Here is a 25,621-nt window from a genome sequence, read left to right on the forward strand (position 1 = left end):
GATGCCGCTCGCCACGTCGCAGGGGTTCGGCGTCGCCTACGAGCGCACCGGCTCGGGCCCGCCCCTGCTGCTGCTCTCGGGGCAGTCGCTGGGGCCGGGCACGTGGGCGGGGGTGCGCGACGACCTCGCCGCGCACGCCACGGTGCTCCTCGTGCACACGCGCGGCACGGGCGACAGCCGCGGGCCCGTGACCGACGGCTGCTCGACGGAGCTGTTCGCGCGCGACGCCCTCGCCGTCCTGGACCACGCAGGCGTCGGGCGCGCGGCCGTCTACGGCTTCTCGATGGGCGGTCGCGTCGCCCAGGTGCTGGCCGCGCGGTCCCCCGACCGGGTCCGGCGGCTGGTGCTCGGGGCCACCGGCCCGGGCGGGGCCCACGAGGTGTCCCGCGCGGACGCCGTGACGCAGGTGCTGCGCCGCAGCTCCACCGACGCCGGACGACGAGCCCTCGCGGACCTCTTCTTCTCCCCGGCCTTCTCCGCCGCCCACCCCGCCCTCGCCGCGGAGTTCGCGCCGTCCGCGGAGGGCCGCTGGCAGCGGCAGCACCACGCCGCCAGCACCGCCCACGACGGGTGGGACCTGCTGCCGCTGATCACCGCACCGACCCTGGTGCTGCACGGCGCCGACGACGCGATGACCCCGCCCGGCAACGCCGACGTCCTCGCCGCCCGGCTGCCCGGCGCGCGCGTCCACCTCGTCGCCGGGGGCCGCCACGGGTACCTGCAGGAGTTCCGCGCCGAGGCCGGCGCGGTCGTCGCGGGGTTCCTGCGCGGCTGACGTCGGGCTGTGGTGACGGCAAGACCCGGTGACCTCAGGGGCCGGTGACGACGACCCGGTTGCCGTCGGGGTCGGTGAGGACCAGGGCGCGGCCCACGGTGATCGGCTGCGGCCCGTCGTGCGGCAGCCCGGCCGCGGTGAGCCGGGCGGCGAGCGCGTCGAGGTCGGACACCTCCAGCACCAGGGTGGAGCGGCCGGCGCGCGCCGGGTCGCACCAGACCTGGACGCCGAAGGACTCGCCGAGCTCCCACTCCAGCAGCCCGTCCATGGGCCGGGCCCCCGGCGGTCCGGCGAAGACCTCCGCGTACCAGGGCTCGGCGACCCGGAGGTCGCGGACGACGGCCTGGGCCAGCAGGTGTCGGAACGTCATGCCGGTGCTGACCCGGGCCGCCGCGGGAACTGAGCGGCGGCGGACGCCTCAGACGACGGTCTTCAGCGCCCGGGGCAGGCAGCGCACGACGACGTCGGTGCCGCCGTCGACCTCCATCACCTCGCCGTCCAGCTGCAGGGGCATGGGCGTGTACGTCGTGAAGGTGTAGGGCTCGCTGCGCGAGACGACCTCGTGCTTGCCGCGCAGCACGCGCGTGAAGTCGGCGACGAGCCGGAGCTTGCTGCGGTGGCGGATCAGCAGCGTCTCGTAGCGGCCGTCGTCGGGCGCGGAGTCCTCGTCGATCGTCGCGTACTTGGCCATCCGGTCGATGTTGGCGAAGACCAGGCTGTCCAGGTCGATGTCCCGGCCGTCGTGGCGGATCGTCAGCGGCCGGTAGTGCCAGAACGTCCTGGCCACCAGGACCGTCTCCTTGACCGCGTCGAGGTGGTGCTCGTTGAGGGCGGCCGCGGCGACGGGCGTGATGCCGACGCCGACGTAGGAGTGGGCGACGCGCGGTGCCACGTCCCCGGCCCGCACCTCGAGCAGGTCCAGGCGGGTGCGGGCGCCCGCGACGATCGCCTCCACCAGCGGCCGCCCCTGCACCGCGGTCGCGTGGTCGTTGGCGTTGCCGGAGGGCAGCACGGCCGCCGCACCGCTCGTGGCGCCCTCCCGGCCCGCGCGCACCACCCCGTTGACGACCTCGTGGTAGCCGCCGTCGCCGCTGGCCGAGACCACGAGGACGTCGTCGTGCGTGGTGACGGCGTCGTAGGCCAGGTCCTCCGCGTGGCCCGCGTGCTGCGTCTCGACGAGGTCCACGGTGAGGGCGGGGGCCCTCTCGGACAGCTCGTCCCGCAGCTCCCGCGCGTTGCTCGGGCCGTCGCCCGTGGAGTTCGGGTTCAGGACGACGACCACGCGGGAGAAGGGCGAGCTCACGCGTCCGAGCCTAGGGGCGGCACCGTCGCCGGCCCGATCGGACGGCGTCCCGTCACCCGTTCGAGGGCGGGCCCTGGCAAGCTCCCGCCATGTCCTCGACACCGTCGTCACCGGCAGCCTCCGACCCCGTGCCGCTCGAGGCGCTGCTGGCGGGCTTCCCGCCGCCGCGGGCGGTCGACCCCGCGGCTCTGGCCGCTGCCGTCGCGCGGGGCCGCCGCCTCGTCGTGCTCGACGACGACCCCACCGGCACGCAGAGCACCACGGACCTGCCGGTGGTCACCACGACCGCCGCGGAGGACCTGCGGTGGGGCCTGCGGCAGCCGACGCCCGGGTTCTTCGTGCTGACGAACAGCCGCTCGCTGGCCCCGGCCGACGCGGCGGAGCTGCTGCGCGGCATCGTCACGACGCTGTTCGCCGTCGCGGCCGAGGAGGGCGTCGAGGTGGTCGTCGCGAGCCGCGGGGACTCCACGCTGCGCGGCCACTTCCCCCTCGAGACCGACGTCGTCACGCAGGCGCTCGCCGCGGTGGGGCGCACCGTCGACGGGGTCGTCGTCGTCCCGGCCCTCGTGGACGCGGGGCGCGTCACGGTCGGGGCGGTGCACCTGCTGCGCACGCCGGAGGGCTACCTGCCGGTGGGGGAGAGCGAGTTCGCCCGCGACGCGACGTTCGGCTACGCCTCCTCCGACCTGCGGGACTGGGTGGTGGAGAAGACGGAGGGCCGGGTGGTGCGCGAGGACGTCGTCGCGCTCACGCTGACGGACCTGCGGTCCGGGCCCGAGCGGGTGCTCGAGGTGCTGGACGGCCTGCGGGGCGGGGCGTTCCTCGTCGCCGACGCGGCCGACGACGAGGACCTGCGCGCGCTCGTCGAGGGCCTGCTGGCCGCCGAGGCCCGGGGCCGGGAGTTCGTCTACCGCACGGGCCCGTCCTTCGTGCGGGCCCGCACGGGGCAGGTCGCCACCCCGCCCGTCACCCCGGAGCACCTGCGCGCGGCGCTGACCGACGAGCCGGACGAGCGGCCGCGCACCCCCAGCGGGCTCGTCGTCGTCGGCTCCCACGTGGGGCTGACCACCCGCCAGCTCGACGCGCTGCGCGCCGCGGGCGGCATCGTCGAGGTGGAGCTCGAGGTGCCCGTGCTCGTGCAGCCGGGCGCGCGCGACGCCCACGTGCGGGCCACGGTCGACCGCGTCGTGCAGCTGCTGGACGAGGGCGGCCCGGACGTCGTCGTCCGCACCAGCCGCACCCTGGTGCGGGGCACCGACGCCGACGACAGCCTGCGGATCGCCCGCGCGGTCAGCAGCGCCCTCGTCGAGGTCGTGCACGACGCCGTCGCCCGCACCCGGCCCGCGTTCGTGCTCGCCAAGGGCGGCATCACGTCCTCCGACACGGCGACGAAGGCGCTGGGCATCACGCGCGCCTACTCGCGCGGGACCCTGCTGCCCGGTCTGGTCTCCGTGTGGGAACCCGTGGTCGGCGCGGCCCGGGGCGTCGCCTACGTCGTGTTCGCGGGGAACGTGGGGGACGAGAACGGGGTGCTGGACGCGGTCACGACGCTGCGCGCCGCCGCGCGGCCCGCGCCCGGTGAGCGGGCCGGGTCCTAGGGTCGGGCCGTGACGCTGACCCCGCGGGACTCCGACCGCCTCACGGTCTTCATGATCGCGGAGCTGGCGCGAAAGCGGCGCGCGCGGGGCGTCAAGCTCGGCCACCCCGAGGCCGTGGCCCTGATCTGCGACGAGATGCACGAGGCCGCGCGCGACGGCCTGTCCTACGCGGAGGTCACCGCGCTGGGGGAGTCGTTCCTCACCGCGGACGACGTCATGACGGGGGTGCCCGAGATGGTGCCGATCATCCACCTCGAGGTGATGTTCGCCGACGGGACCAAGCTCGTCGCCGTCCGCAGGCCGATCCGGTGACCGGCGTCCCGCTCTCGCCCCTGGTGGGCCCGGTCGGTGAGGTCGTCGTGGGCGCGGAACCGGTGGTCGTCGCGACGGGGGACCGGCCCACCGCCCGCGTGCGGGTGGAGAACACCTCCGAGTGGCCCGTCGTCATCACGTCGCACTTCCACTTCTTCGAGGCCAACCGACGGCTGCGGTTCGACCGCGCCGCGGCCTTCGGCCTCCACCTGGACCTGCCCGCGGGGTCCTCCGCGCGCTTCGACCCGGGCGAGACGCGGGAGGTCGAGCTGGTCGGCTACGCCGGTGCGCGGGCGCTGCACGGGTTCAACGGCCTCACGAACGCCGTCCTCGGGACCGGCGAGGAGCTCGAGCGGCAGCGCGCCGCCGCCGTGGCCCGCGCCCGCGCGGCGGGTTTCCTCGACGTCCCCACCGACGACACCCCCACCGACGACACCGACCGCTGACGTCAGGAGCCCCGGCCGTGCCCGCACCGATGGACCGATCCGCGTACGCCCGCCTGTACGGCCCGACGACGGGCGACCGGATCCGGCTCGCCGACACGAACCTCGTCGCCGAGGTGGAGCGCGACGACACCGCCTACGGCGACGAACCCCTGTGGGGCTTCGGCAAGACGATCCGCGACAGCATGGGCTCGACGAGCCACCGCTCGTCGGACTCCACGATGGACCTCATCATCGCCAACGTCGTCGTGGTCGACGCGACCATCGGGATCGTCAAGACGAACATCGGCATCAAGGACGGCCGCATCGTCGGCGTCGGCCGCGCGGGGAACCCGGACACCACCGACGGCGTCGACCTCGTGGCGGGCGCGAACACCGGCTGGATCATGGGTGAGGGGATGATCGCCACTCCCGGCACCGTCGACCCGCACGTGCACCTGGCCACCACGAGCCTCATCCCCGCGGCCCTGTCGGCCGGCACCACGACGATCGTCGGCATGGGCTACGGGCACGTCTCCGACATGGGCGTGAACCCGGAGTTCCACTTCCACCGCATGATCGAGGCGTGGGAGGGGTTCCCGCTGAACGTGGCGCTGCTCGCGCGGGGCAGCGCGTCGGACCGGTTCTCCCTCGAGCGCAACATCGAGATGGGCTGCGCTGGGCTGAAGGTGCACGAGGACACCGCGAGCTTCACGTCGGTGATCGACCAGGCCCTGACCATCGCCGACGAGTACGACGTGCCCGTGTGCGTGCACACCGACTCCAACCAGGAGGGCGGGGAGCTGGGGGACACGGTCGACGCCATCGGCGGCCGGACGATCCACGCGTACCACGTCGAGGGGCTCGGCGGCGGGCACCCGAACGTCCTGGAGCTGGCGGGGAACCCGGCGATCCTGGGCTCGTCGACGACCCCGACGATCCCCTACTCGGTGAACACCTACGCCGAGTACGGCGAGATGAAGATGGCCGTGCACCGCATGCACCACGACCTCGAGGAGGACCGGGCGTCGCTGGCCTGGCGCGCCCGCGGCGGCACGGTCGCGGCCGAGTCGGTGCTGCACGACATGGGCGCCATCGCGATGATGTCGTCGGACGCCCAGGGCATGGGCCGGATCGCCGAGGTCTCGATCCGCACGTGGCAGATGGCGCACCGGATGAAGGAGGTCCTGGGTGCGGTGGGCGACAACGACAACGAGCGGATCCTGCGCTACGCCGCGAAGCTCACCATCAACCCGGCGATCGCCCAGGGCCTGCAGCACGAGGTGGGGTCGCTCACGGCCGGCAAGCTCGCCGACGTCGTGCTGTGGCGGCCGGAGTTCTTCGGCGTGAAGCCGCAGTTCGTCGTCAAGGGCGGCATGGTCGTCTGGGGCCCGGTCGGCCCCGGCAACGACTCCACGCGCCTCGGGCAGCCGCAGGTCTACCGCCCGATGTTCGGCGCGATGGGGACGGCCCCCGCCTCCCTGGGGGTCGCGTTCGTGTCGCAGGCCTCGCTGGACACGGGGCTGCGCACCCGGCTGCCGGTGAAGCGGCGGTTCTCGGCGGTCCGGGACTCCCGGCACCTCACGAAGGCGGACTTCGTCCGCAACAACGCCTCCCCCGCGGTGCGGGTGGCCCCGGACAGCCTCGACGTCACCATCGACGGCCGCCCCGTGGACCTCGCCCCCGCGGAGGTCCTGCCGATGACGAACCGCTACTTCCTCTGACCGCTCAGGACGCGGTGGGCGCCGGCACCGTGAACGCCTCCCGGAAGCGCTGCAGCGCAAGATGGCTGTCGCCCTGCGCCCACGCCTCCAGCCCGACGGTCCCCCGGTAGCCGGTGGCGGCGAGGGCCGCGGCGACCGCCGGGTAGGCGATCTCCCCGGTGCCGGGTTCGCAGCGCCCGGGGACGTCGGCGACCTGCACCTCGCCGATCAGCCCCGCGCTGCCGCGCACGAGCTCGATGAGGTTCCCCTCGCCGATCTGCGCGTGGTAGAGGTCGAGGTTCATCCGCAGGTGGGGGCTGTCCACGGCGGCGACGAGGGCCCGGGTGTCCGCCGCGGAGGCGAACGGGGTGCCCGGGTGGTCGACCGCGGTGTTGAGGTTCTCCAGCGTGAACACCACGTCGTGGCGGCGGCCGAGCTCGGCCACGCGCTCCAGGGTGCGCGCGGCGGCGATCCACATCGGGCCCGTGACGAGCTCCACGGGCCGCACGGGCAGGCCCCGCTCGTCGAGGCCCGTGCCGTGCAGGTTGAGGTTCGGCGACCCGAGCCCGGCGGCGGCCTCGATGGACCGGGCGGCGCCGGCCAGCAGCCGGTCCGCGCCGTCGGGGTCGACGAGCTCGCCGTCGACGTAGCCCGTCATCGAGGTGAACGTGGCCCCGGTGGCGGCCAGGGCTGTCAGGTCCTTGCGCGTCCAGTCCCAGACCTCGACCGCGAAACCCTGCTCGTGCAGGGTGCGCACCCGCTCGAGCAGCGGCAGGTCGAGCAGGACCATCTCGGCGCAGACGGCCAGGGTGAAGGCGTTGCCCGCCGTGCTCCCCGCCGCGTCGACCGGCGCGCTCACGGGGACTCCGCCGGGGCCACGGGTCCGCCCGTGCGAACCGACTCGATGCAGGCCATCGCGACGGCGAGGGCCCGGTGCGCGTCGCGGCCCCCGACCGCCGGTGCGCGTCCGCCGCGCACGGCGGCGGCGAACTCCGCGAGCTCGGCGGTGTAGGCGTCGCCGAACAGCTCCACGTCCGAGCGCACGGTCGCGGCGTGCGAGCCGGTGGCGTCGTGGCGCACCACGGACGTGCTCGCCGTCGTGCCGATGGTGAGCATCCCCGCCGAGCCGAACACCTCGCCCCGCACGTCGTAGCCGTAGGCCGCGGAGAAGCTGGCCTCCGCGGTCGCGATGGCGCCGTTGTCGAAGCGGATCGTCACCACGGCGGTGTCCAGCAGGCCCGCGTCGCGGAACCCCGGGGCGACGAGGGCGTCGGCGACGGCGTACACCGAGACGGGACGCGCGCCCGGGTTCATCCACAGCAGGGTGTCGAAGTCGTGGATGAGCGTCAGCCGGAACACCGCCCACGGCGGGACCCGGGTGGGGTCGGCCAGCCCGGGGTCGCGGGTGACGGAGCGCAGCAGCTGCGGGACGCCGATCGCCCCGGCCTCGACCTGGGCCCGCGCCGCGGCGAAGGAGCGGTCGAAGCGGCGGTTGAACCCGACCTGGAACACGACCCCGGCCGCGTCGGTCGCCGCGATCCCGCGCTCGACGTCGGCGAGGTCCATGCCGGCGGGCTTCTCGCAGAACACGCCCTTGCCGGCGGCGGCCGCGGCCACGACGAGGTCGGCGTGGGCCTCGGTGCTGGCGGTGATGACGACCGCCTCCACGTCGGGGTCGGCCAGCAGGTCGTCGACGCCGGCCGCCGCCCGCGCGCCCAGGGGTGCGGCGAGCGCCTCGGCGGCCCCGGGGCGCGGATCGGCCACCGCGACCAGGCGGGCCCCGGGCACCCGCGTCGCGAGCAGACCCGCGTGCGAGGCGCCGATGCGGCCGGCCCCGATGAGCCCCACCCCCACGCCCCGCCCGCTCGTGCCGGTCCCGACGTGCGCCATGGTTCTCCCCTCGGCCCTAGACCGTTCTAGGGCTAGACCGCTCTAGGGTGCAGTGCGGGCGGGAGTCCGTCAAGGTCGGGGGTGGGAGCGGGCCGGTCCCTAGGATGGCCGCCGGCCGACGAGGGGGGTGCGCGTGTCCGAGAGGTCCCGGCCGGTGACGATCGCCGACGTCGCCGCCCTGGCCGGTGTCTCGCGCGCGCTGGTCTCGATCGTCCTGCGCGGGGTGCCCGGTGCGAGCCCCGCGAACCGGGAGAAGGTGCTGCGGGCCGCCGCGGAGCTCGACTACCACCCCGACCAGCGAGCCCGGCTGCTCGGCGCCGCCCGCAGCCGGACCCTGGGGGTCGTGCACGACCTGCGCCGGGCGTACCAGGGCGAGGTCGTCGAGGCGCTGTACGCGTCGGTGCTCGACGGTGCGGCGGGCGGTGACGGCTGGAGGCTCGTGCTGGAGCCCACGGGGTCCCGGCGCCCCGAGGCCGTGGCGCTCCAGGCCCTGCTCGACCAGCGCTGCGAGGCCGTCGTCCTCGTCGGCCCGACGTCGGCCAAGGCCCAGCTGGCGAGCCTCGCGGCCCGGGTGCCGGTCGTCGTGCTCACCCGGGCGGTGCGCGGGCTGGACGTCGACGTGGTCCGCACCGACGACGAGGCCGGGGCCCGGCTGGCCACCGAGCACCTCCTGGCCCTGGGGCACACCCGCATCGCCCACCTGCACGGCGGCCGGGCGCCGGGGGCGGCCGAGCGGCGCGCGGGCTACGGCGCCGCCCTGCGCCGGGCGGGGCTGGCGCCGGAGCTCGTGGCGGGGGGCCCGACCGAGTCCGACGGCGAGTCCGCGGCTCCCCGGCTCCTGCGCCCCGGCGGGCCCACGGCCGTCCTCGCCTTCAACGACGCCTGCGCGGTCGGGCTGCTCGCCGCCGCCCGTGCCGGGGGTGCGGCGGTGCCGCGCGACCTCTCGATCGTCGGCTTCGACGACAGCGCGGCGGCCGCGCTGTCCGCCGTCGCCCTCACCACCGTCGGGCAGGACGCCGCGGCCCTGGCCGCGCACGCCGTGCGCCGGGCGGTGGCCCGCGCGGAGGACCCGCGGCTGCCCGCCTCGGAGACGGTCGTCCCCCCGCACCTGGTGGCGCGGCGGACCAGCGCCGCCCCGGGAGCCTCCGCCGGGTGAGTCCGGGTCCCTGGGAGGACACGGCATCCACTGGCGGGTGATCGAGGGCTTGACGCCCCGCGGTGGTGGTCGAGGACGGACACCGCAGCAGGTGGCCGACGCACTTCGGGCGACGCCGCGGGTGCCTTGCGCGCCCGGGCCTCCCGCCCCCACGCTGCGCTCGTGGACGAAGCGACGCAGGACGCGTGGACCGGGACCGTGCGGGCGGGGTACGCGGGGACGGGGCCGGCCATCGAGCTCGGCGCCCTGCTCACCGGCGACCCGGGGTCACCGACCGCGGTGCCGGACGCTGCCGTGCGGTTGCCGCTGTCGACCCTCAACCGGCACGGGCTGGTCGCGGGGGCCACCGGGACAGGTAAGACGAAGACGCTGCAGCTGATGGCCGAGCAGCTCTCCGCGCAGGGGGTCCCGGTGTTCCTGGCCGACGTCAAGGGCGACCTGTCCGGCATCGCGGTGGCCGGCGCGGACTCGCCCCGGGTGCGCGAGCGCGCCGCGACGGTGGGCCAGGAGTGGGCGCCCTTCGCGGCCCCCGTCGAGCTGCTGGCCCTGGGCGGCCGCGGCACGGGGGTGCCGGTCCGGGCCAGCGTGACGTCCTTCGGGCCCCTGCTGCTGGCCAAGGTGCTGGGCCTGAACGACGTCCAGACGTCCTCCCTGCAGCTGATCTTCCACTGGGCCGACACCCGGGGGCTGGCCCTGCTGGACCTGCCCGACCTGCGCGCCGTGGTCACCCACCTGACCTCCGACGAGGGCCGGGCCGAGCTGCGGGAGCTGGGCGGGCTGTCCCGGTCCACGGCCGGGGTGGTCCTGCGCGAGCTGGTGGCCTTCTCGGCCGGCGGGGCGGACGCGTTCTTCGGTGAACCCGAGCTCGACACCCACGACCTGCTGAGGGTCGCCCCCGACGGGCGCGGGGTGGTGAGCTGCCTGGAGCTGGCCGGGGTCGTGCAGCAGCCCCGGGTGTTCTCCGCGTTCCTCATGTGGCTGCTGGCCGACCTGTTCGCCGACCTGCCCGAGGTCGGGGACGTGGAGAAGCCGAAGCTGGTGTTCTTCTTCGACGAGGCCCACCTGCTGTTCGCCGACGCCTCCGACGACTTCCTCGAGCAGGTCACCCAGACCGTGCGGCTCATCCGGTCCAAGGGGGTCGGGGTGTTCTTCGTGACCCAGGTGCCCGCCGACGTCCACCCCGCGGTGCTCGCCCAGCTGGGGAACCGGGTCCAGCACGCGCTGCGCGCGTACACCCCCGGCGACGCGAAGGCGTTGCGGGCCGCGGCGTCGACGTTCCCCAGATCGCCGTACGACCTGGAGGAGCTGCTCACCGGGCTGGGCACCGGCGAGGCGGTGGTGACGGTGCTGTCCGAGCGGGGGGCGCCGACGCCGGTGGCGTGGACGCGGCTGCGCGCCCCCGGGTCCCTCATGGCCCCGGCCCCGGCCGCGACGGCCGACGCCCTCGTGACCGCCTCCCCGCTGCAGGCGCGGTACGGCACGGCGGTGGACCGGGAGTCGGCCCGGGAACTGCTGGCGGCCGAGGTCACCGGGGCCCCGACCCCCGCGACGCCCGCCCCCGCGACGCCCGCCCCCGAGCGGCCCGCCCCCGAGACCCGCCGCCGCGCACCGGACCCCGAGCGACACCGCCGCGCACCGGACCCCGAGCCCTCGGTGGTGGAGTCGGTGGTGCGGTCGTCGGCGTTCCGGTCCTTCCTGCGCTCGGCGGCCTCGGCGGTCGGCCGCGAGATCGTCCGCGGGGCGATGGGGACGTCGACGAAGCGGCGACGCTGACCTGGATGCGTACCGCAGATGCTCCAGGACGCAGCACCGCGCGACGGTGGCTACGCGCCGAGTCGGCGAGGAGGTGCTGCAGGCTCTAGACGCGGAACTTCGCGGTCGCGGTGCGCAGCGTCGCGGCCAGCTCCTCGACCTCGGCGACCACGGCGGCGCTCTCGTCGGCGCGGCTGCTGGTGTCGGCCACGGCACCAGAGAGGGTGCCGAGGTCGGCGGCCACGTCGCGGGAGGTGGAGGCGGCCGTGGCGATGCGGCGGTTCATCTCGTCGCTCGTCGCGCTCTGCTCCTCGGCGGCGGCGGCGATCGTGCCCTGGTACTCCGTCATGCGGGCGACGATCTCGCTGATGTCGGCGATGGCCGCGCCGGCGCCGTGGCTGTCGGCCTGCAGGACGGTGACCGTGCGGGTGATGTTCTCGGTGGCCGCGGCCGTCTCCTGCGCGAGCGCCTTGACCTCGGCGGCGACGACGGCGAAGCCCTTGCCCATCTCCCCGGCCCGCGCGGCCTCGATGGTCGCGTTCAGCGCCAGCAGGTTCGTCTGCGCGGCGATGGAGGCGATGACCCCGACGACGTCGCCGATCTCGCGGCTGGACGCGGACAGCTGCTGCATGGTCGCGGACGTGGCCCCGGCGACCTGCACGGCCTCGTCGGCGACGGTGGCCGACGTGGTCGCGCTGCGGGAGATCTCGGCGATGGCGGCGGCCATCTGCTCGCTGGAGGTGGCCAGCGACGCGACGGCGCCCGAGACGACGCCGGCGCCGTGCGTCGCCGAGGCCGACAGCCCGTCCGAGAGGGAGGCCGCGGAGGCGATGCCGGTCGACGACGTGCGCAGCCGCACGGTGGCGCCGCCGAGCTGGTCGGCGGCGGTGGTGATGTCGCGGACGAGGGTGCTCAGCGCGGCGCCGGCCTGGTCGAGGGCGGTGCCCATCCGGCCGACCTCGTCGGTGGTGTCGAGCCCGGCGCTGACCGTGAGGTCGCCCGCGGCGAACCCGGTCAGCGCGGCCGAGACCCGCCCCAGCGGGCGGGTGACGCTGCGCGAGACCAGGCGGGCCAGGACGAGGACCGCGAGCGCGGCGGCGAGGCCGGCGACCGCGATGAGCCGCAGGCCGTGGTCGCGGGCGCGGGTGACGGCGGTCTGCTGCTCGGTGGCCTGCGCCTGCACGGCGTCGGCGACCGGCGGCAGCAGGTCCTCGACGGTGGTGAAGCGCTGCAGGAAGGCGGGGTACTGCGCGAGCGCGGCGGCGGGGTCGGCACCGCTGAGGGCGGCGAGGCGCTGCCCGTCGCCGACGTAGTCGGCCACGGCCGGGGCGGCCTCCCGGCTCGCCGCCTCGACGGCCGGGCCGAGGTCGGCCGCGGACACCTCCGCGAGCCGCCCGGTGATGGCGTCCGCGGCGTCGGCGACCCCCGCGACGGCCTCGTCGTGCGCCGGGCCGGTGGGGAAGAGCAGGGACTGCAGGATCGCTCCGCGCAGCGCGTCGTGCGCCATGTCCGCCTCCAGCGTCGCGCGGACGGCGACGCTCGAGCGGTTGAGCTCGCGCGTGGCGGTGTCGGCCGTGCGCAGCGACGTCGCGCCCACGCCGGCGAGCACGGCGAGCCCGACGAGCGCGGTCGCCGAGGACACGGCGAGCTTGCGCCCGAGGGGGAGGTCCGCCCACCGGCGGGGTGGTGCGGTTGTTCCCATGCCTGATCATCGGCACGCCGGGCCGCCGGCTGTACGGGTGGGCGCGTCCCCGGGGGTCCGCGGCGGGGCCGGCGTCGGCTCCACCCACCCCGGGCGGCCGCCGAGGGGCCGAGAAGATCTAGAAGATTCGTGGAACCGGGGCTCAAGCTCCCGGCCCGGGAGCCGATCACCCCCTGGAAGAGGTCCGCCGTCGGGAAGGAGTGAGGTCGTGGTCACCAGCAGCACACGTGCCGTGGACCCCCACCGGGGAAGGGGGAGCAGCACGAGCCGGCGCCGCTCCCTGAGGGGCCTGGTCTCCAGCCTGGGCCTGCTCCTGGCCGCCGGCGTCCTGGTGGCCCACTTCAGCGTGGGCCTCACCGTGCGGACCGTCCTCAGCGGCAGCATGAGCCCCGCCATCGAGGCGGGCGACCGGGTCCTCACCCTGAACACCGAACCGCAGCGCATCCACCGCGGTGAGGTGGTGCTCGTCAACACCCCCGACATGACGGCCCCCCTCGCCCACCGGGTCCACGACGTGCGGATGATCGCCGACGCCGTGTCCGTGCGGACGAAGGGCGACGCCAACGCCAGCCCCGACGAGTGGACGAACCTGCTGCCGGGTGCGGAGGTGCCCGTGGTGGTGGCGGTGCTCCCGGCCGCGGTCCCCGGCATCCCGAGCACCTGGGGGAGCGGCCCCAAGGTGCTGCTCGTCCTCCTGCTGGGTCTCGGCGTGACCGCGACCATGGTCGTCCCGCAGTGGCGGCGACGGCCCTGCGACTGCGACGAGTGCACCGCTCCCGCCGCGTCCCCGTGCCCCTCGTGCGGCGACACCGCCGCGCCGCAGGGCCGGCTGGTCGGCGCGACGAGCGCCCCCGACAGCTCCCCCCACGACACCCCCACCGCGACGAAGGACGAGGTCACACGATGAGCGCCGCCGAGCACACCCGGGCCACGATCCACGCCGTCGGTCGCGGCGCCCGCCGCCACGGCGCGCTCGTCGGTCACGGCGCCGGTCACAGCGCCTGGCAGATCGCCGGCATCGCCGCGACCGTCGCGGCCGGGGTCGCCGTGACCTCCGGCGGCGTCTACGCCGCCCTGACCGCCGACGCGTACAACGCCACCGGGCAGGCCGTCACCAGCGGCACCTTGAAGCTCACCATGACCCAGAACGGCGTCGGGTTCACCTCCCCGATCGCGGACCTGGCGCCCGGCGACACCGTCTACCGCTACGTCACCCTGCAGAACGGCGGGTCCCTCGCCGGGCAGGGCTTGACGCTGTCCGTCACCGACTCCACCGCCACCCTGCTGACCACCGACACGTCCAAGGCCCTGCAGGTGGCGATCGCCGAGTGCCCCGTCGCCTGGGTGCCGGGCACCGGGGTCTGCACCGGGGGGAGCACGTCCGTCCTCAGCGCCACGTCCGTCCCGTCGCTGACCGCGGCCTCCCCCACGAGCATCGCGGCGTCCGCCTTCGCGCCGACCGCCGTGCGCTACTACCGGGTGGCCACGAGCCTGCCCACGACCATCGTCGAGACGACGCTGAACGGCGCCCCGCTCACGGGGTCCATCCAGGGCCTCGCCGCCAACCTGACGTACCGGTTCTCCATGACCCAGCGGGCCGGGACCACCACCGGCGCCTGATCAGGCTGCGAGGTCCACCGGGGAGGGGGAGAGATGGGGACGGGCCGCCGGTGCTCGACCGGCCTGCGCCTCGTCGCTGCCCTGGCCGCGATCCTGCTGTGGTCGGCCCCCTCCGCCCGCGCGGAGGTGACGGCGGCCGCCGAGTCCGTCCCCGTCGCGGTGACGTCGGCGTCGTGGGGGGTCGTGATGTCCACCGCGGCCCAGGGGCCCTACACCGCGGGAACCACCGCCGCCGTCTCCGGCGCGCTCCTCGCCACCCGCTACGTCACCGTCGCGAGCACGGGGAGCAGGTCACCGGGGACGGTCACGTACCTCTACTCCGGGGACGCCCTCGCCCTCGGCGCCTCCCTGTGCCCGACACCGTGGACGGCCCTCGCCACCTGCGCCGGTGGCCAGGACACGACCGTGCCTCTCAACCAGTCGGTGAGCGGGGCGGGCATGGTCCCGCCGGGCCGGGGTGTGCTCTACATGAAGCTGAACTTCCTCGCCGGCAGCGCCGGGACGCTGGAGGCCCTGGCGACGAAACCGGTTACTCGCGTGACGACCACCTAGTGCGCCACCGCGGACGACGAAGCCGCGCCGGGGAACTCCCCGGCGCGGCTCTGTCGTGCAGGGCTCTGGATCAGCCCAGGGTGGAGGTGTCGATCACGAAGCGGTAGCGCACGTCGGAGGCGACGACGCGCTCGTAGGCCTCGTTGATCTGGTCGGCCGAGATGACCTCGATCTCGGCGCCCAGGCCGTGCTCGGCGCAGAAGTCCAGCATCTGCTGGGTCTCGGCGATGCCGCCGATCATGGAACCCGCGAGGCTGCGGCGGTTCGGGATCAGCGAGAACGCCGCGACGGTCATCGGCTTCTCGGGCGCGCCGACCTCGACGAGGGTGCCGTTGACGGCCAGCAGGCCGAGGTAGGCGTCCAGGTCGATGTTCGCCGAGACCGTGTTGACGATCAGGTCGAAGGAGCCGGCGAGCTGCTGGAACACGTCCGGGTCGCTCGTCGCGTAGTAGTGGTCCGCGCCGAGGCGCAGGCCGTCCTCCTGCTTCTTCAGCGACTGCGACAGCACGGTGACCTCGGCCCCCATGGCGTGGGCGATCTTGACGCCCATGTGGCCGAGCCCGCCGAGGCCGACGATGGCGACGCGCTTGCCGGGGCCTGCGCCCCAGTGGTTCAGCGGGGAGAACAGCGTGACGCCCGCGCAGAGCAGCGGGGCTGCGACGTCGAGGCCCAGGGCCTCGGGGATGCGCAGGACGAAGTCCTCGGTCACGACGACGTGGGTGGAGTAGCCGCCCTGCGTGGGCTGGCCGTCCTTGCCGACGGCGTTGTAGGTGCCGATGTTGCCCTTGAGGCAGTACTGCTCCTCGCCCTGCTGGCAGTTCGCGCACTCACCGCACGAGTCGACCATGCAGCCGACGCCGACGTGGTCGCCCACGGCGTGCTTGGTGACCTCGGAACCGACCTCGGCGACGACGCCGGCGATCTCGTGGCCCGGGACGACGGGGTAGTTCGGCAGGCCCCACTCACCGCGCGCGGTGTGGATGTCGGAGTGGCAGATGCCCGCGAACTTGATGTCGATGAGGACGTCGTGCGGGCCGAGGTCACGGCGCTCGACGGTCATCGGGGCGAGCGGCTCGGTGGCGGACGTGGCGCCGTAGGCGTTCACGGTGAGCATGCGGAGGAGCTCCTCGGTGCTGGGGGATGCGGTGTCGGGACGGGGGTCCCGGGTGTTCGACGTTCGGTAGCGGCAGGGGGAGGAGGGCGCCGTCGACCGTCTCCCGCTGCCCTGACGGTAACCCGCCGGAGGGGGTGCCGCAGTACGGGGCACCGCGGTTCAGAGGGCGGGGGGCCGTCCCAGGGGCCACAGTGGGACTCATGTGCGACGACACCCCGTTCGTGGAGGTACGCCTGCCGGCGGACCTCTCGGCGGCGCGGCACGCACGGTCGTTCCTGCGTCGTTCCCTGTGCGTGCACCAGTCCCGGGTCATGGACCGCGCCCTCCTGCTGTTCTCGGAGATGGCCGTCAACGCCGTCGAGCACGGGGCTCCGCCCGTCACCGCGGCCCTGGACTGCGAGGGCGTCGGGGGCGTCCGGCTGGCCGTGCACGACGGCAGCCCGGCGCAGCCCGTCCTGCACGAGGTCGGCCCGGAGGCCGAGTCCGGCCGCGGCGTGAACCTGCTGCAGGTGCTCAGCGAGGACTGGGGCGTCGACGTGGACCCGCGCGGCAAGACCGTCTGGTGCGTGCTGCGGCCCTGACCGTCGGGCCGTGACGCTCGGCTGACGGACTAGGCGGCGGGGGTCTCGAGCACCCGCACCACGACGACCGCCACGTCGTCGTCGCTGCCGTCGGGCAGCATTCGCGCGATCAGCTCGTCGCACAGCTCGTCGAGGGGCCGGTCGGCCAGGTCGGCGACGGCGGCGTGCAGCTCGTCCAGCCGCTCGCCCATGGTCCGGTCGCGGCGTTCGACGAGGCCGTCGGTGTAGAGCAGGACGATCGAGCCCGGCAGCAGGTCCGCCTCGTGCTGGTGGCGGCGCTGGTCCGGCCCCAGGCCGACGACGATCCCGGTGCCGCTGAGCTGGGTCACCTCGCCGTCCGGGTGCACGAGGACGGCGGGCAGGTGGCCCGCGACGCACCACCGCGCCCGGCGCACGCCGCCCTCGCCCTCGGAGATCTGCAGGACGATCGCCGTGGCCAGGGTCGTCATGCCCAGGCCGTGCAGGACGGTGTCGAGGCGGCCCACGACCTCGGCGGGCTGGGCCCCGCGGTCGAAGGCGATGCCCCGCACCAGGGTCCGCAGCTGCCCCATCGCGGCGGCCGCGGACACGTCGTGGCCCATGACGTCGCCGATCACCACGGTGGTGCAGCCGTCGGGCTGGACGAAGGCGTCGTACCAGTCGCCGCCGACCTGCGCGGCCTCCGCGGCCGGGTAGTAGCGGGTCGCCACGGCCAGGCCCTCGGAGTGCTGGGGCGGGGAGAGGAGGCTGCGCTGCAGCACTTCCGACGTCTTGCGCTGCTGCGCGTACAGCCGGGCGTTCTCCAGCGCCAGACCGGCCCGGTAGCCGAGGTCGACGGCCGTGCTGAGGTCGTCCTCGTCGAAGGGAGGCCGGCCGGAGCCGCTGAACATCGTGAGGCAGCCGGTGATCGCGCCGCGGGCGCGCAGCGGGACGACGAGGACGCTGCCCAGGCCCAGCCGTTCGAGCAGCTCGGTGAACTCGCCCTCGGCGGCGCCGTCGTGCAGCTCGTCGGCCCCGACGATCCGGCGCAGCGTCGGGCCGAGCTCGCCCCGCAGGACCCGCGAGGACACCGAGGACGGCAGCAGGCCCGTCGCGAGCAGCTCCTCCAGGCGGGCGGCGTCGGCGGCGCGGGCCTCGTCGGTGTGCGTGGCGCTGACGTGCTGGATGCGCCCGGCGGCGTCCAGCACGCTCGCGAAGGCCCACAGCGCGAAGTCCGGCACGACCAGCGACGGCAGCACGTGCAGCGCCTCGTCCGGGTCGAGCAGGGTGACGAGGCCGTCGGTGACCCGGGACAGGAACTCGAGGCGGCCGCGCGCCGAGCGGGCCTCGGCCAGGGCGGCGTCGCGCTCGCTCTCGGCGTGGATGCGCGCCGTGACGTCGTACTGCACCCCGACGTGGTGGGTCACGGTGCCCGTCGCGTCGCGGACGGGGGAGATGACCACCTCGTTCCAGAAGGCGGTGCCGTCCTTGCGGTAGTTCAGGAGCAGCTCGGTGATGTTGTCGCCCTTGGCGAGCGCGGTCCGGATCCGGTCCACGGACGCGCGGTCGGTGTCCTCGCCCTGCAGGAACCGGCAGTTGCGCCCCAGGACCTCCTTGCCGTAGCCCGTGACGCGCTCGAAGGCGGGGTTCACCCAGACGAGCGGGTTGTCGGGCTGGCTCGGGTCGGAGATCGTGAACGAGAGGTCGCTGGCGACGACGGCCCGGCTGCGCAGCTGGGCGGCGGACTCCTGCGCCTCCGCGACGGCCACCTGCTCCCGCATGGGCAGGAGCACGACCAGGCTCAGGTCCGTGAGGCCCTCGGCGGCCGCGTCGGCGAGGGGGAGGCCGACGACCCACAGCGGCTCGCGGGCCCCGCTGAGGTCCGTGCCGCGCAGCGCCGTGACGCGCTCGCCCTGGATCGGCTCACCGGCGGCGACGCGGGACAGCGGGCTCGAGGCCTGCCCCTGGTCGGGGCGGTCCAGCCGCGACCCGTCCTCGGCCTGCAGGCCGGCGGCGCGCGACCACTCCTCGAGACCGCAGGGCAGCTTCTGCCCGGGGGCCAGCTGCTCGGCGACCGGGTTCGCGACCAGGACCGTGGCGTCGGCGTTGCGCACCAGCAGGACGGCGCCGGGGCGGCCGTGCATCACGCTGGGCAGGAGCTGCGGTGCAGGACCATCCACGTAGGTGGTCGCCGGGCCGTCGGTCATTCCGTGGATCCTAGTCGGGAGGGCGGACACCGCAGGGCGTGGCGAGTGTCCGGACGTGGACGCGGGGAGCGCCCTCCCAGAGGGCACTCCCCGCGTCACGCTGTGGTCAGGACGTCACTGCACCGCTGCGGTGGCCGCGTCGGCCGCGGCCTGCGGCACGGCGGTCAGGCCACCGAAGATCCAGCCGTTGCCGGGCTGGACGAGGGCGGCCTTCTTGCTCGTCAGGTACGCCGTGGTAGTGGCGCCGAGCGAGCCGTTGGCGTCGGTGAAGAGGATCGGGACCCCCTGCGAGCCGGACACCGGGGCCGCAGCGAGGGCGTCGGCGGAGGCGCCCGCCGCGCCGCCGACGAGACCCGCGGACTGCGTGTCGAAGAACTCGGTCGCGAGGGCCTGGTCGGCGATCTTCGTCGCCGTCTCCTGGCGGTTGGCGCCCGCGAGGCGTGCGGTGCCCGCGAGCGACGTGTACGTCGCGTCCGAGACGACGCTGGTGCCGCCGAGGACCCACCGCGTGGTGGTGCCGAGGCTGTCGAGGGCCGCCTTCGTCTCCGCGGGGACGCTGTCGGCCTGCGTCAGCAGGATGGGGTAGTTGCGCGACCACGCGATGGGGCCGGCCGCGAGCGCGTCCGCGGTGGACGTGCCGGAGGCGACGAACACCTTCTCGGGCGCGGAGGTCTCGTCGGCCTGGGCGACGGCCGCGGCCGTGGCGTAGCGGTTCGCCCCGGCGTAGCGGACGACGGTCTTGCCGGCGCCCTTCCACGCGGCCTCGAGGCCGGCGGAGACCTGGGCCTCGCCGCCCACGATCCACACGTTCTTCGCACCCAGGCGGGTGATCTCGTCCGCGGTGACGGCGGGGACCGAGTTCGCCTGGGTGTAGAGGATGGGCGCGCTGTAGAGGCCCGCCAGGTAGGAGGCGGTGAGGCCGTCGACGGTCGCGGTGCCGTTGACGATGACGACGTCCTCGGTGTCGCCGTCCGTGGGGGACAGCAGCTTCGAGGCGGCGACGGCGGTGGCGTAGCGGTCGTTGCCGGACACGCGGGTGTCGAAGGCGAACCCGGTGGCGGCGTTGGCCGGGGCGGCGGTGGCCGCGACGGTGCCGAGCCCGACGAGCAGCGCGGCGCCCGCGCCGATCGCCCGTGCAGTGCGGTGGTTCCTGGTCACGATGTCTCCTGAAGGTTTCAAAGGTGTTGGTGGGCGGGGCCGGAACGGGACGTCAGGTGGTGCGGAGGACGCCGTTGAGCCCGGCGGGGTAGAAGCCGCCCTGGGTGGCTCCCTTGTCCGCGGTCAGGTAGACGATGTTCAGGACCTCGTTGTAGCTGCGGCTGTAGGCGATGCTGTTCGCGTCGGTCGGCACGAGGTTGGCCCGGTCGCCGGTGCCGACGGTGATGCCCTGGTCCTTCGACACGGCCGTCCCGTCGAGGGAGTCGCGGGCCGCGGAGATCAGGTTCGTGGGCGCCGCGAGGTCGTTCGCGTACAGCAGCGTGCGGACGATGCCCGCGTGGTAGGCCTCGACGGCGAGGATGCCGGCGGCCGCCTCGAGGTAGTCCTTGTTCTCCACGAGGGGGGAGGCGCCCTTGTAGGCGGTCACGCCGACGTCCTCGAACAGGAAGGCGCCGAGCAGGAAGAACGCCTCGTTGGCGAAGGGGTCGAAGGTCTCCCCCGCCTTGATGACGCCGGCGGCCTGGGCTGCACCGGTGAAGGACTCCCGCAGGTTGATGGCGGGGCGGGCGACGGCCGCCGTGCCCAGCGCACTGCGCAGGAACTTGACGTGGGCGATCTCGTCGTTGGCGATCTCCTCGGCGTAGTACCGCGTCGCCTTGGACTTGAAGGGCACGCGGTGCCCGCCCGTGACGCCGCCCTGGGTCCCCTGCCCCGTGGCCATGGCCTCCGCGAGCCCGTGGCCGTAGGCGGCGTAGCAGTAGAACTCGGCCTCGAGGTACTCGAGGTTCAGGGCGAAGTTGAGGATGGCGACGTCGGAGACGGGGCCGTCGGCGGCGTCGGCGCGCTGGGCCGCCGCGGTGCCGACGAGGCCGGCGCCCACGACGCCGGCGGAGAGCAGGCCCATCCCCTTGAGGAAGGTGCGTCGTTCCGCCTCGCTGGTGGAGCTGCGGTTGATCATGTCGACGATGAGCGACTTCTTGAACATGGGCAGCCTTCGGTGGTGTGTGGTGCCGGGAGCTGGGCACCGTGGCTGGGCCGCCCCGCAGGGCGGCGGTGGCACGAACGTCTGACACGCGCGTTGTCGTGGAGCGTCTGCGACGAGCGGCGGTCACCTGGCCGGCGCGACATCCGTGTCACGGAGGTGGAGGGTCCCGGTCGATCGGTCCTGCCCCACCCGTTCGGCGCTGGGGACGCCGTGGATGGGTCCAGATTCGTGCGGACCGGGTACCTGATCGCACCCCTCGTCCGGAACGACCATGACACGGTCCGTCACACCATGGCTACCTCTCGTCACAAGACGGTCGGTGATCAACGCCTCACTCTGTGCTGACAAGCGTCGGCGGCGGGGCGACCGACACCGCTCTCGGTCAGTGCCACCCCCGGGCGTAGGGCACTGTGAGGCGCATGGACACCCCCGTGAACCCCATCCAGACCTGGTGGGACACCGCTACCGCGCGCACCCGCCAGCGGGCCCTCGGCCTGGACCCGGCCGAGCCGGTGCCGGGCTGGCTGGCGGAGGAGCTCACGGCGGCCGGGGTCGCGCTGAGGATGGCCCTGTTCACCGAGGGGTCGCGCATCGCGCGCCGCTACACGCAGTCGACCGAGCTCCGCACGCACCTGGCCGCCGAGCGCGCGTCGGTGCCCACCGCCTGAGCCGGTGAGCGCGTCTCCGCTTCCCGGGAGACACTGCCCTTGATGCTCTCTCCCGTTCTCTTCTCCCTGGCCGGGGCGAGCGCCCTGGTCGCCGCCCTCCTCCCGCGGGTCGTGCGGCACCTGCCGGTCAACCTGCCGATGGCCTTCCTGGCCGCCGGTGTGCTGCTCGGCCTGCTGCCCGGACTGCCGTCCGTCGACCCCCTCGAACACCGCGAAGCCACCCAGCACGTCGCCGAGATCGTCGTGATCATCTCGCTGATGGGCGCCGGGCTGGCGATCGACCGCCCCATGGGCTGGCGCCGCTGGGCCACCTCCTGGCGCCTCATCCTCGTCGCCATGCCGCTGACGATCGCCCTGGTGGCCGTCGCCGGCACCGCGCTCGCCGGGCTGCCCGTCGCCGCGGCGATCCTGCTCGGCGCGGTGCTCGCACCCACCGACCCCGTCCTCGCCACCGACGTCCAGGTCGGTGAACCCGCCGACGAGGAGGGGACCGAGGACGAGGTGCGCTTCGCCCTCACCAGCGAGGCGGGCCTGAACGACGGCGCCGCCTTCCCCGTCGTGCACCTCGCGATCGTGCTGGCCACGGCCGGTGCGACGTCCGCGGCGCTCGGGCACTTCGTCCTCGAGAACGTGCTGCTGCGCGGCGTCGTCGGGGTCGTCGGGGGGCTCGTCATCGGCAAGGTGCTGGGGGCGCTGTTCTTCCGCTCCCCGATCCCTTCCCTGCGCCTGGCCGACGAGGCCGAGGGGTTCACGGCGCTGGCCGTGACGTTCCTCGCCTACGGGGTCACGGAGATGCTGCACGGCTACGGGTTCGTCGCGGTGTTCCTCGCGGCGGGCACCATCCGCGCCGCGGAGCGCTCGCACGGTGCGCACCGGGTGGCGCACGGCTTCGTCGAGCAGATCGAGCGCATGCTCACGTCGTGGCTGCTGCTGCTGCTCGGGGCGGCGCTCGCGGACGGGCTGCTGGACGACCTGACGTGGCAGCTGGCCGCGGTCGGCGTCCTGCTCGTCGTCGTCATCCGGCCGCTGGTGGGGATGCTGAGCCTCGCGCGCACCCCGGCCGGACCGCGCGAGCGGTGGGTCATCGCGATCTTCGGTGTGCGGGGGATCGGGTCGCTGTTCTACCTGGCCTACGCGCTGGGTGAGGGGGAGTTCCCGGCGGGACCGCTCTGGTCCGTCGTGGGCTTCACGATCGCCCTGTCCGTGCTCCTGCACGGCGTCACGGCCACCCCGCTGGTGCGCCGGCTCGACGCCGCCCGCTTCCGCAAGGCCCCGTCGGAGCGCCTCGAGGACGTGGCCGGCACCCACCTGTGACGGGTCGGCTACACCGCGATCTTCGAGTGGCCGGGGTCACTCGGAGGCCCTACATTCGTCGTCGGTCGATCGTCATCGAGAGTAGGGAAACACCATGCTGGGTACCATCGTCGGTCTGATCATCATCGGCCTCATCGCCGGCTTCATCGCTCGCGCCGTCGTCCCGGGCAAGCAGCACATGGGCATCGGCGCCACCATCCTCCTGGGGATCGTCGGCTCGTTCATCGGCGGCTTCCTCGGCTACCTGATCTTCGGCAAGGACGCGGGCAGCGGCTTCGTGCAGCCCTCCAGCTGGATCGGGTCCATCATCGGCGCCATCATCGCGCTGATCATCTGGATCAACGTCAGCAAGCGCAGCTCCGTCCGCCGCTGACGTGAGCCCGCTCGGGAACGAGCACCGGGAGGCGGTCCACTGCTGAGGCAGTGGGCCGCCTCTCGCACGTCAGGACGGTCCTCCTGCTGCGAATGCACCGGCCGCGACCGCACCGGCCGCGGCCCACCGGTCGAACGCGTCGGCCGGGACCGGCCGGCAGTGCAGGTAGCCCTGCGACTCGTCGCAGCCGAGCCCGCGCAGGAGCTCCAGGGTCGGCAGGTTCTCCACCCCCTCGGCGACCACCCGCAGCCCCAGGGCGTGGCCCAGTGTCACCGTTCCGGCGATGATCGCCGCGATCCGCGGCTCCGCGACGGCCCGGTCGGTGAAGGAGCGGTCCAGCTTCAGCTCGGTGGCGGGCAGGTCGGCGAGGTAGGCCAGCGACGAGTAACCCGTCCCGTAGTCGTCGATGCTCAGCCCGATCCCCAGCGCCGCGATCTGCTCGCAGGTGCGCAGGGAGACCGCCGGGTCCTCCATGAGGGTGGTCTCGGTGACCTCGAGGACGAGGTCGCCGGGGACGATCCCGCTGCCCCGCAGCATCGCCTCGAGCGACGGCAGGAGCCCCGGATCGGTGAGGCAGCTCGTCGAGAGGTTCACCGACAACCGCACCGGGTTCCCGTCGGCGCGCCAGCGCTGGGCCTGCTGCACGGCCGTGGACAGCACGTGGCCGGTCAGCGCGCCCATGTGTCCGCGCTCCTCCAGCAGATCGAGGAACGCGTCGGGAGCCAAGAGCCCCAGCCGCGGGTGCTCCCACCGCACGAGGGCCTCGGCGCCGACCACCTCGCCGGTGTGGATCGACAGCTGCGGCTGGTAGTGGACGACGAACTGCGCAGGGCCGGCGGCGTCGTGCTCCGCCCCCAGCGCGTCCTCGAGCTCGACGGCCAGCAGGGCGCGCTGGCGGGCCCCCAGGTCGGCCTCGTCGTCGTAGACCGCGACGCCGCTGCCGAGGCCCTTGGCCAGGTACATGGCGGTGTCCGCCCGCCGCAGCAGCTCCGAGGGGGTGACCGGTTCGCCACCGGTGACGGCGATGCCGACGCTGGCCCCCACCCGGAGGCGGTGCACGCCGACCGGGACGGGGTGCTCCCCCAGGGCCGCGACGCGGTGCGCCACGGCCTGGGCCTCGGCCAGCCCGGCCCCGGGCAGCAGCACCGCGAACTCGTCGCCGCCGAGGCGGGCGGCGGTGCTGCCGGACGGTGCCGCGTCCAGGAGCAGGCGTGCGCACCAGCGCAGCAGCTCGTCGCCCACGCCGTGGCCGAAGCGGTCGTTGACCTCCTTGAAGCGGTCCAGGTCCACCACCAGCAGGGCGGTCGCGGCCCCGTCCCCGAGCGCCTCCGCGAGGGCCGCCAGCAGGGAGCGGCGGTTCGCGAGCTGGGTGAGGTCGTCCGTGCGGGCCTCCTGGCGCGTCCGGGCGAGCTGGGAGAGGTCCCCGACGAGGCGCATCGCGTTGACGCAGGCCCCTGCGACCGCGAGCAGCCCCAGGACGACGACGGGAGCCGTGCGTCCGGGGTCGAGGCGGGTGGCGAGGGCGATGGTCGAGACGCCGCCCACCAGGACCACCAGGCAGCCGACGGCGAGGTCCTGGGTCTTGGAGGCCTGCGGGAGGGCGGGGTGGGCGCGCAGCACAGCGGCCAGCGCGAGGCCACCGGCGATCAGGACCCACCCGACGGCGGCCAGGTCACCCGCGGGCACCCCCCCGTGCACCAGGACGTCGGCGCCGGTCAGGACGGCCAACCCGACGGTGGCCAGACCGGCCAGCCAGGAACGGGGGTCGAGCTGGAGGTCGCTGAGGGTCGCGACGGTGAGCACGGTCCCGACCAGGAGCAGCAGGGCACCCACCTGCAGCACCGCGACCTGCTCGAGCCACCACGGTGCGACCGTCCAGTCCGGCTGCCACCGGGCGACCGTGAGGTCGATGACCGCGGTGATCGCCAGTCCGCCACCGAGGCCGTTGAGCCAGTCGGTCGGATCCGACGTCGTCGTCCCCACGCGGTTCCACTGGATGAGTCCCCGGTAGAGCAGCGGTGCGGCGACCAGGGTGGCCAGGCCCCCACCGAGGAGCTCGGCGTCGGAGCCGGTGGCGCCGCCCGCGGCCAGACGGGCCACGCCCTTCAGCACGGCTCCCGCCGCGAGGGCGGCGAGGGCACGGCTGAGCCACCGCCACAGCTCCGCCTCGGCCATGCTCCCGGCGGCGCGCCGACGCAGGAGGACCGAGGTGCCGGCGAAGACGACGCCCTGGCCCGCGGCGCCTGCGAGGGAGGTCGTCGGAGACGCGGTGCCGCTCGCGGCGACCACGGTGAGCCACGCGGTGGAGACCACGACGAGCGCGGCCGCCGGGACGAGCACGGCGTGCGGTGGGACGGGGCGGAACACGGTGACTCCGTGGGGCTCGGACTGACGTCCCGGAGCGTCGAGACGGTGGTGCATCGGCACGTGGTGTCACCGTCGTGAGGCCGGACGGTCGCCGTCGTCGCGGCTCCTCGA

At 74.6% G+C, this 25,621-nt stretch carries 24 protein-coding genes; 14 read left to right on the forward strand and 10 right to left on the reverse strand.

Annotation, left to right across the window (positions count from 1 at the left end):
* The first annotated feature begins 1 nt into the window (after position 1).
* Positions 2-775 (forward strand): alpha/beta fold hydrolase, encoded by a 774-nt coding sequence (locus F1544_RS05470; RefSeq protein ID WP_167583070.1) that lies wholly within the window; start codon positions 2-4, stop codon positions 773-775.
* A 34-nt stretch (positions 776-809) separates the two neighbouring features.
* Here the strand turns inward: F1544_RS05470 and F1544_RS05475 are convergent, their stop codons facing one another.
* Together F1544_RS05475 and F1544_RS05480 are read right to left on the reverse strand one after the other, a co-directional pair.
* The gene (locus tag F1544_RS05475) at positions 810-1,145 is read right to left on the reverse strand and encodes a VOC family protein (RefSeq protein WP_167583073.1); all 336 of its coding nucleotides are present in this window, start codon (positions 1,143-1,145) and stop codon (positions 810-812) included.
* Between the two features lie 48 nt (positions 1,146-1,193).
* Positions 1,194-2,078: a diacylglycerol/lipid kinase family protein gene (locus tag F1544_RS05480; RefSeq protein WP_167583076.1), complete on the reverse strand. Its 885-nt coding sequence runs from the start codon at positions 2,076-2,078 to the stop codon at positions 1,194-1,196.
* Between the two features lie 128 nt (positions 2,079-2,206).
* Here F1544_RS05480 and F1544_RS05485 point away from each other — a divergent pair, with 128 nt between their 5' ends.
* The 4 genes from F1544_RS05485 to F1544_RS05500 are packed head-to-tail and all read left to right on the forward strand — an operon-like array spanning position 2,207 to position 6,134.
* A complete protein-coding gene (locus F1544_RS05485) occupies positions 2,207-3,676 on the forward strand; it encodes a four-carbon acid sugar kinase family protein (RefSeq protein ID WP_208971345.1) in 1,470 nt (489 codons plus the stop codon).
* 9 nt (positions 3,677-3,685) lie between these two features.
* On the forward strand, positions 3,686-3,988 hold the full coding sequence (locus F1544_RS05490) for an urease subunit gamma (RefSeq protein WP_167583081.1): 303 nt from the start codon (positions 3,686-3,688) through the stop codon (positions 3,986-3,988).
* Positions 3,985-4,434, forward strand: coding sequence for an urease subunit beta (ureB, locus tag F1544_RS05495; protein ID WP_308469886.1), 450 nt, complete (start codon positions 3,985-3,987; stop codon positions 4,432-4,434). The genes F1544_RS05490 and ureB overlap by 4 nt, the downstream gene beginning before the upstream one ends.
* A gap of 17 nt (positions 4,435-4,451) precedes the next feature.
* Entirely contained in the window at positions 4,452-6,134 is a 1,683-nt protein-coding gene (locus F1544_RS05500) for an urease subunit alpha (RefSeq protein WP_308469887.1), read from the forward strand.
* Positions 6,135-6,138: 4 nt separating this feature from the next.
* Here F1544_RS05500 and F1544_RS05505 read toward each other — a convergent pair whose 3' ends face one another.
* Together F1544_RS05505 and F1544_RS05510 are read right to left on the reverse strand one after the other, a co-directional pair.
* Positions 6,139-6,903 carry a TIM barrel protein gene (locus F1544_RS05505; protein ID WP_167583256.1) on the reverse strand — a complete coding sequence of 255 codons (765 nt, stop codon included), beginning with the start codon at positions 6,901-6,903 and terminating at the stop codon, positions 6,139-6,141.
* Between the two features lie 65 nt (positions 6,904-6,968).
* The gene (locus tag F1544_RS05510; RefSeq protein WP_167583083.1) at positions 6,969-8,003 is read right to left on the reverse strand and encodes a Gfo/Idh/MocA family oxidoreductase; all 1,035 of its coding nucleotides are present in this window, start codon (positions 8,001-8,003) and stop codon (positions 6,969-6,971) included.
* A gap of 133 nt (positions 8,004-8,136) precedes the next feature.
* Between F1544_RS05510 and F1544_RS05515 the strand changes: the two genes are divergently transcribed.
* A complete protein-coding gene (locus F1544_RS05515; protein ID WP_167583085.1) occupies positions 8,137-9,159 on the forward strand; it encodes a LacI family DNA-binding transcriptional regulator in 1,023 nt (340 codons plus the stop codon).
* A gap of 162 nt (positions 9,160-9,321) precedes the next feature.
* Positions 9,322-10,932 carry a helicase HerA-like domain-containing protein gene (locus tag F1544_RS05520; protein WP_308469889.1) on the forward strand — a complete coding sequence of 537 codons (1,611 nt, stop codon included), beginning with the start codon at positions 9,322-9,324 and terminating at the stop codon, positions 10,930-10,932.
* An 85-nt stretch (positions 10,933-11,017) separates the two neighbouring features.
* Here F1544_RS05520 and F1544_RS05525 read toward each other — a convergent pair whose 3' ends face one another.
* Positions 11,018-12,613, reverse strand: coding sequence for a methyl-accepting chemotaxis protein (locus F1544_RS05525; RefSeq protein WP_167583087.1), 1,596 nt, complete (start codon positions 12,611-12,613; stop codon positions 11,018-11,020).
* 208 nt (positions 12,614-12,821) lie between these two features.
* Between F1544_RS05525 and F1544_RS05530 the strand changes: the two genes are divergently transcribed.
* The 3 genes from F1544_RS05530 to F1544_RS05540 are packed head-to-tail and all read left to right on the forward strand — an operon-like array spanning position 12,822 to position 14,785.
* The gene (locus F1544_RS05530) at positions 12,822-13,520 is read left to right on the forward strand and encodes a signal peptidase I (protein ID WP_167583089.1); all 699 of its coding nucleotides are present in this window, start codon (positions 12,822-12,824) and stop codon (positions 13,518-13,520) included.
* A complete protein-coding gene (locus tag F1544_RS05535; RefSeq protein WP_167583090.1) occupies positions 13,517-14,233 on the forward strand; it encodes a TasA family protein in 717 nt (238 codons plus the stop codon). Before F1544_RS05530 ends, F1544_RS05535 begins: the two co-directional genes overlap by 4 nt.
* Positions 14,234-14,266: 33 nt before the next feature.
* A complete protein-coding gene (locus tag F1544_RS05540; RefSeq protein ID WP_167583092.1) occupies positions 14,267-14,785 on the forward strand; it encodes a hypothetical protein in 519 nt (172 codons plus the stop codon).
* Between the two features lie 70 nt (positions 14,786-14,855).
* On the opposite strand, the gene F1544_RS05545 is transcribed toward F1544_RS05540, so the two are convergent.
* Positions 14,856-15,899, reverse strand: a complete 1,044-nt coding sequence (locus F1544_RS05545) for an NAD(P)-dependent alcohol dehydrogenase (RefSeq protein ID WP_167583094.1) — start codon at positions 15,897-15,899, stop codon at positions 14,856-14,858.
* 200 nt (positions 15,900-16,099) lie between these two features.
* Here F1544_RS05545 and F1544_RS05550 point away from each other — a divergent pair, with 200 nt between their 5' ends.
* Positions 16,100-16,480 carry an ATP-binding protein gene (locus F1544_RS05550; protein WP_167583095.1) on the forward strand — a complete coding sequence of 127 codons (381 nt, stop codon included), beginning with the start codon at positions 16,100-16,102 and terminating at the stop codon, positions 16,478-16,480.
* A 29-nt stretch (positions 16,481-16,509) separates the two neighbouring features.
* Here the strand turns inward: F1544_RS05550 and F1544_RS05555 are convergent, their stop codons facing one another.
* From F1544_RS05555 to F1544_RS05565, 3 genes are all read right to left on the reverse strand, one after another.
* Positions 16,510-18,645 (reverse strand): SpoIIE family protein phosphatase, encoded by a 2,136-nt coding sequence (locus F1544_RS05555; protein WP_167583097.1) that lies wholly within the window; start codon positions 18,643-18,645, stop codon positions 16,510-16,512.
* A 114-nt stretch (positions 18,646-18,759) separates the two neighbouring features.
* Entirely contained in the window at positions 18,760-19,803 is a 1,044-nt protein-coding gene (locus F1544_RS05560; RefSeq protein WP_167583099.1) for a cell wall-binding repeat-containing protein, read from the reverse strand.
* A gap of 52 nt (positions 19,804-19,855) precedes the next feature.
* Entirely contained in the window at positions 19,856-20,788 is a 933-nt protein-coding gene (locus F1544_RS05565; protein ID WP_167583101.1) for a ferritin-like domain-containing protein, read from the reverse strand.
* 419 nt (positions 20,789-21,207) lie between these two features.
* Between F1544_RS05565 and F1544_RS05570 the strand changes: the two genes are divergently transcribed.
* The 3 genes from F1544_RS05570 (at position 21,208) to F1544_RS05580 (ending at position 23,143) form a co-directional block, all read left to right on the forward strand.
* Positions 21,208-21,456: a hypothetical protein gene (locus F1544_RS05570; RefSeq protein ID WP_167583103.1), complete on the forward strand. Its 249-nt coding sequence runs from the start codon at positions 21,208-21,210 to the stop codon at positions 21,454-21,456.
* A 42-nt stretch (positions 21,457-21,498) separates the two neighbouring features.
* The gene (locus F1544_RS05575) at positions 21,499-22,770 is read left to right on the forward strand and encodes a cation:proton antiporter (protein WP_167583105.1); all 1,272 of its coding nucleotides are present in this window, start codon (positions 21,499-21,501) and stop codon (positions 22,768-22,770) included.
* Positions 22,771-22,864: 94 nt separating this feature from the next.
* Positions 22,865-23,143 (forward strand): GlsB/YeaQ/YmgE family stress response membrane protein, encoded by a 279-nt coding sequence (locus F1544_RS05580; RefSeq protein ID WP_167583107.1) that lies wholly within the window; start codon positions 22,865-22,867, stop codon positions 23,141-23,143.
* 69 nt (positions 23,144-23,212) lie between these two features.
* Here F1544_RS05580 and F1544_RS25750 read toward each other — a convergent pair whose 3' ends face one another.
* Positions 23,213-25,510, reverse strand: a complete 2,298-nt coding sequence (locus F1544_RS25750) for a putative bifunctional diguanylate cyclase/phosphodiesterase (RefSeq protein WP_167583108.1) — start codon at positions 25,508-25,510, stop codon at positions 23,213-23,215.
* Between the last annotated feature and the right edge of the window lie 111 nt (positions 25,511-25,621).

Source organism: Kineococcus rubinsiae (assembly GCF_011839805.1).
Taxonomy (GTDB): Bacteria; Actinomycetota; Actinomycetes; order Actinomycetales; family Kineococcaceae; genus Kineococcus; species Kineococcus rubinsiae.

Bases quoted from the DNA above. Each gene is read 5' to 3' on its own strand.
- F1544_RS05525 (WP_167583087.1), bottom strand. From the start codon at position 12,613: ATGGGAACAACCGCACCACCCCGCCGGTGGGCGGACCTCCCCCTCGGG.
- F1544_RS05545 (WP_167583094.1), bottom strand. From the start codon at position 15,899: ATGCTCACCGTGAACGCCTACGGCGCCACGTCCGCCACCGAGCCGCTC.
- F1544_RS05510 (WP_167583083.1), bottom strand. From the start codon at position 8,003: ATGGCGCACGTCGGGACCGGCACGAGCGGGCGGGGCGTGGGGGTGGGG.
- F1544_RS05550 (WP_167583095.1), top strand. From the start codon at position 16,100: ATGTGCGACGACACCCCGTTCGTGGAGGTACGCCTGCCGGCGGACCTC.
- F1544_RS05555 (WP_167583097.1), bottom strand. From the start codon at position 18,645: ATGACCGACGGCCCGGCGACCACCTACGTGGATGGTCCTGCACCGCAG.
- F1544_RS05570 (WP_167583103.1), top strand. From the start codon at position 21,208: ATGGACACCCCCGTGAACCCCATCCAGACCTGGTGGGACACCGCTACC.
- F1544_RS05575 (WP_167583105.1), top strand. From the start codon at position 21,499: ATGCTCTCTCCCGTTCTCTTCTCCCTGGCCGGGGCGAGCGCCCTGGTC.
- F1544_RS05505 (WP_167583256.1), bottom strand. From the start codon at position 6,903: ATGGTCCTGCTCGACCTGCCGCTGCTCGAGCGGGTGCGCACCCTGCAC.
- F1544_RS05540 (WP_167583092.1), top strand. From the start codon at position 14,267: ATGGGGACGGGCCGCCGGTGCTCGACCGGCCTGCGCCTCGTCGCTGCC.
- F1544_RS05535 (WP_167583090.1), top strand. From the start codon at position 13,517: ATGAGCGCCGCCGAGCACACCCGGGCCACGATCCACGCCGTCGGTCGC.
- F1544_RS05580 (WP_167583107.1), top strand. From the start codon at position 22,865: ATGCTGGGTACCATCGTCGGTCTGATCATCATCGGCCTCATCGCCGGC.
- F1544_RS05475 (WP_167583073.1), bottom strand. From the start codon at position 1,145: ATGACGTTCCGACACCTGCTGGCCCAGGCCGTCGTCCGCGACCTCCGG.
- F1544_RS05565 (WP_167583101.1), bottom strand. From the start codon at position 20,788: ATGTTCAAGAAGTCGCTCATCGTCGACATGATCAACCGCAGCTCCACC.
- F1544_RS05470 (WP_167583070.1), top strand. From the start codon at position 2: ATGCCGCTCGCCACGTCGCAGGGGTTCGGCGTCGCCTACGAGCGCACC.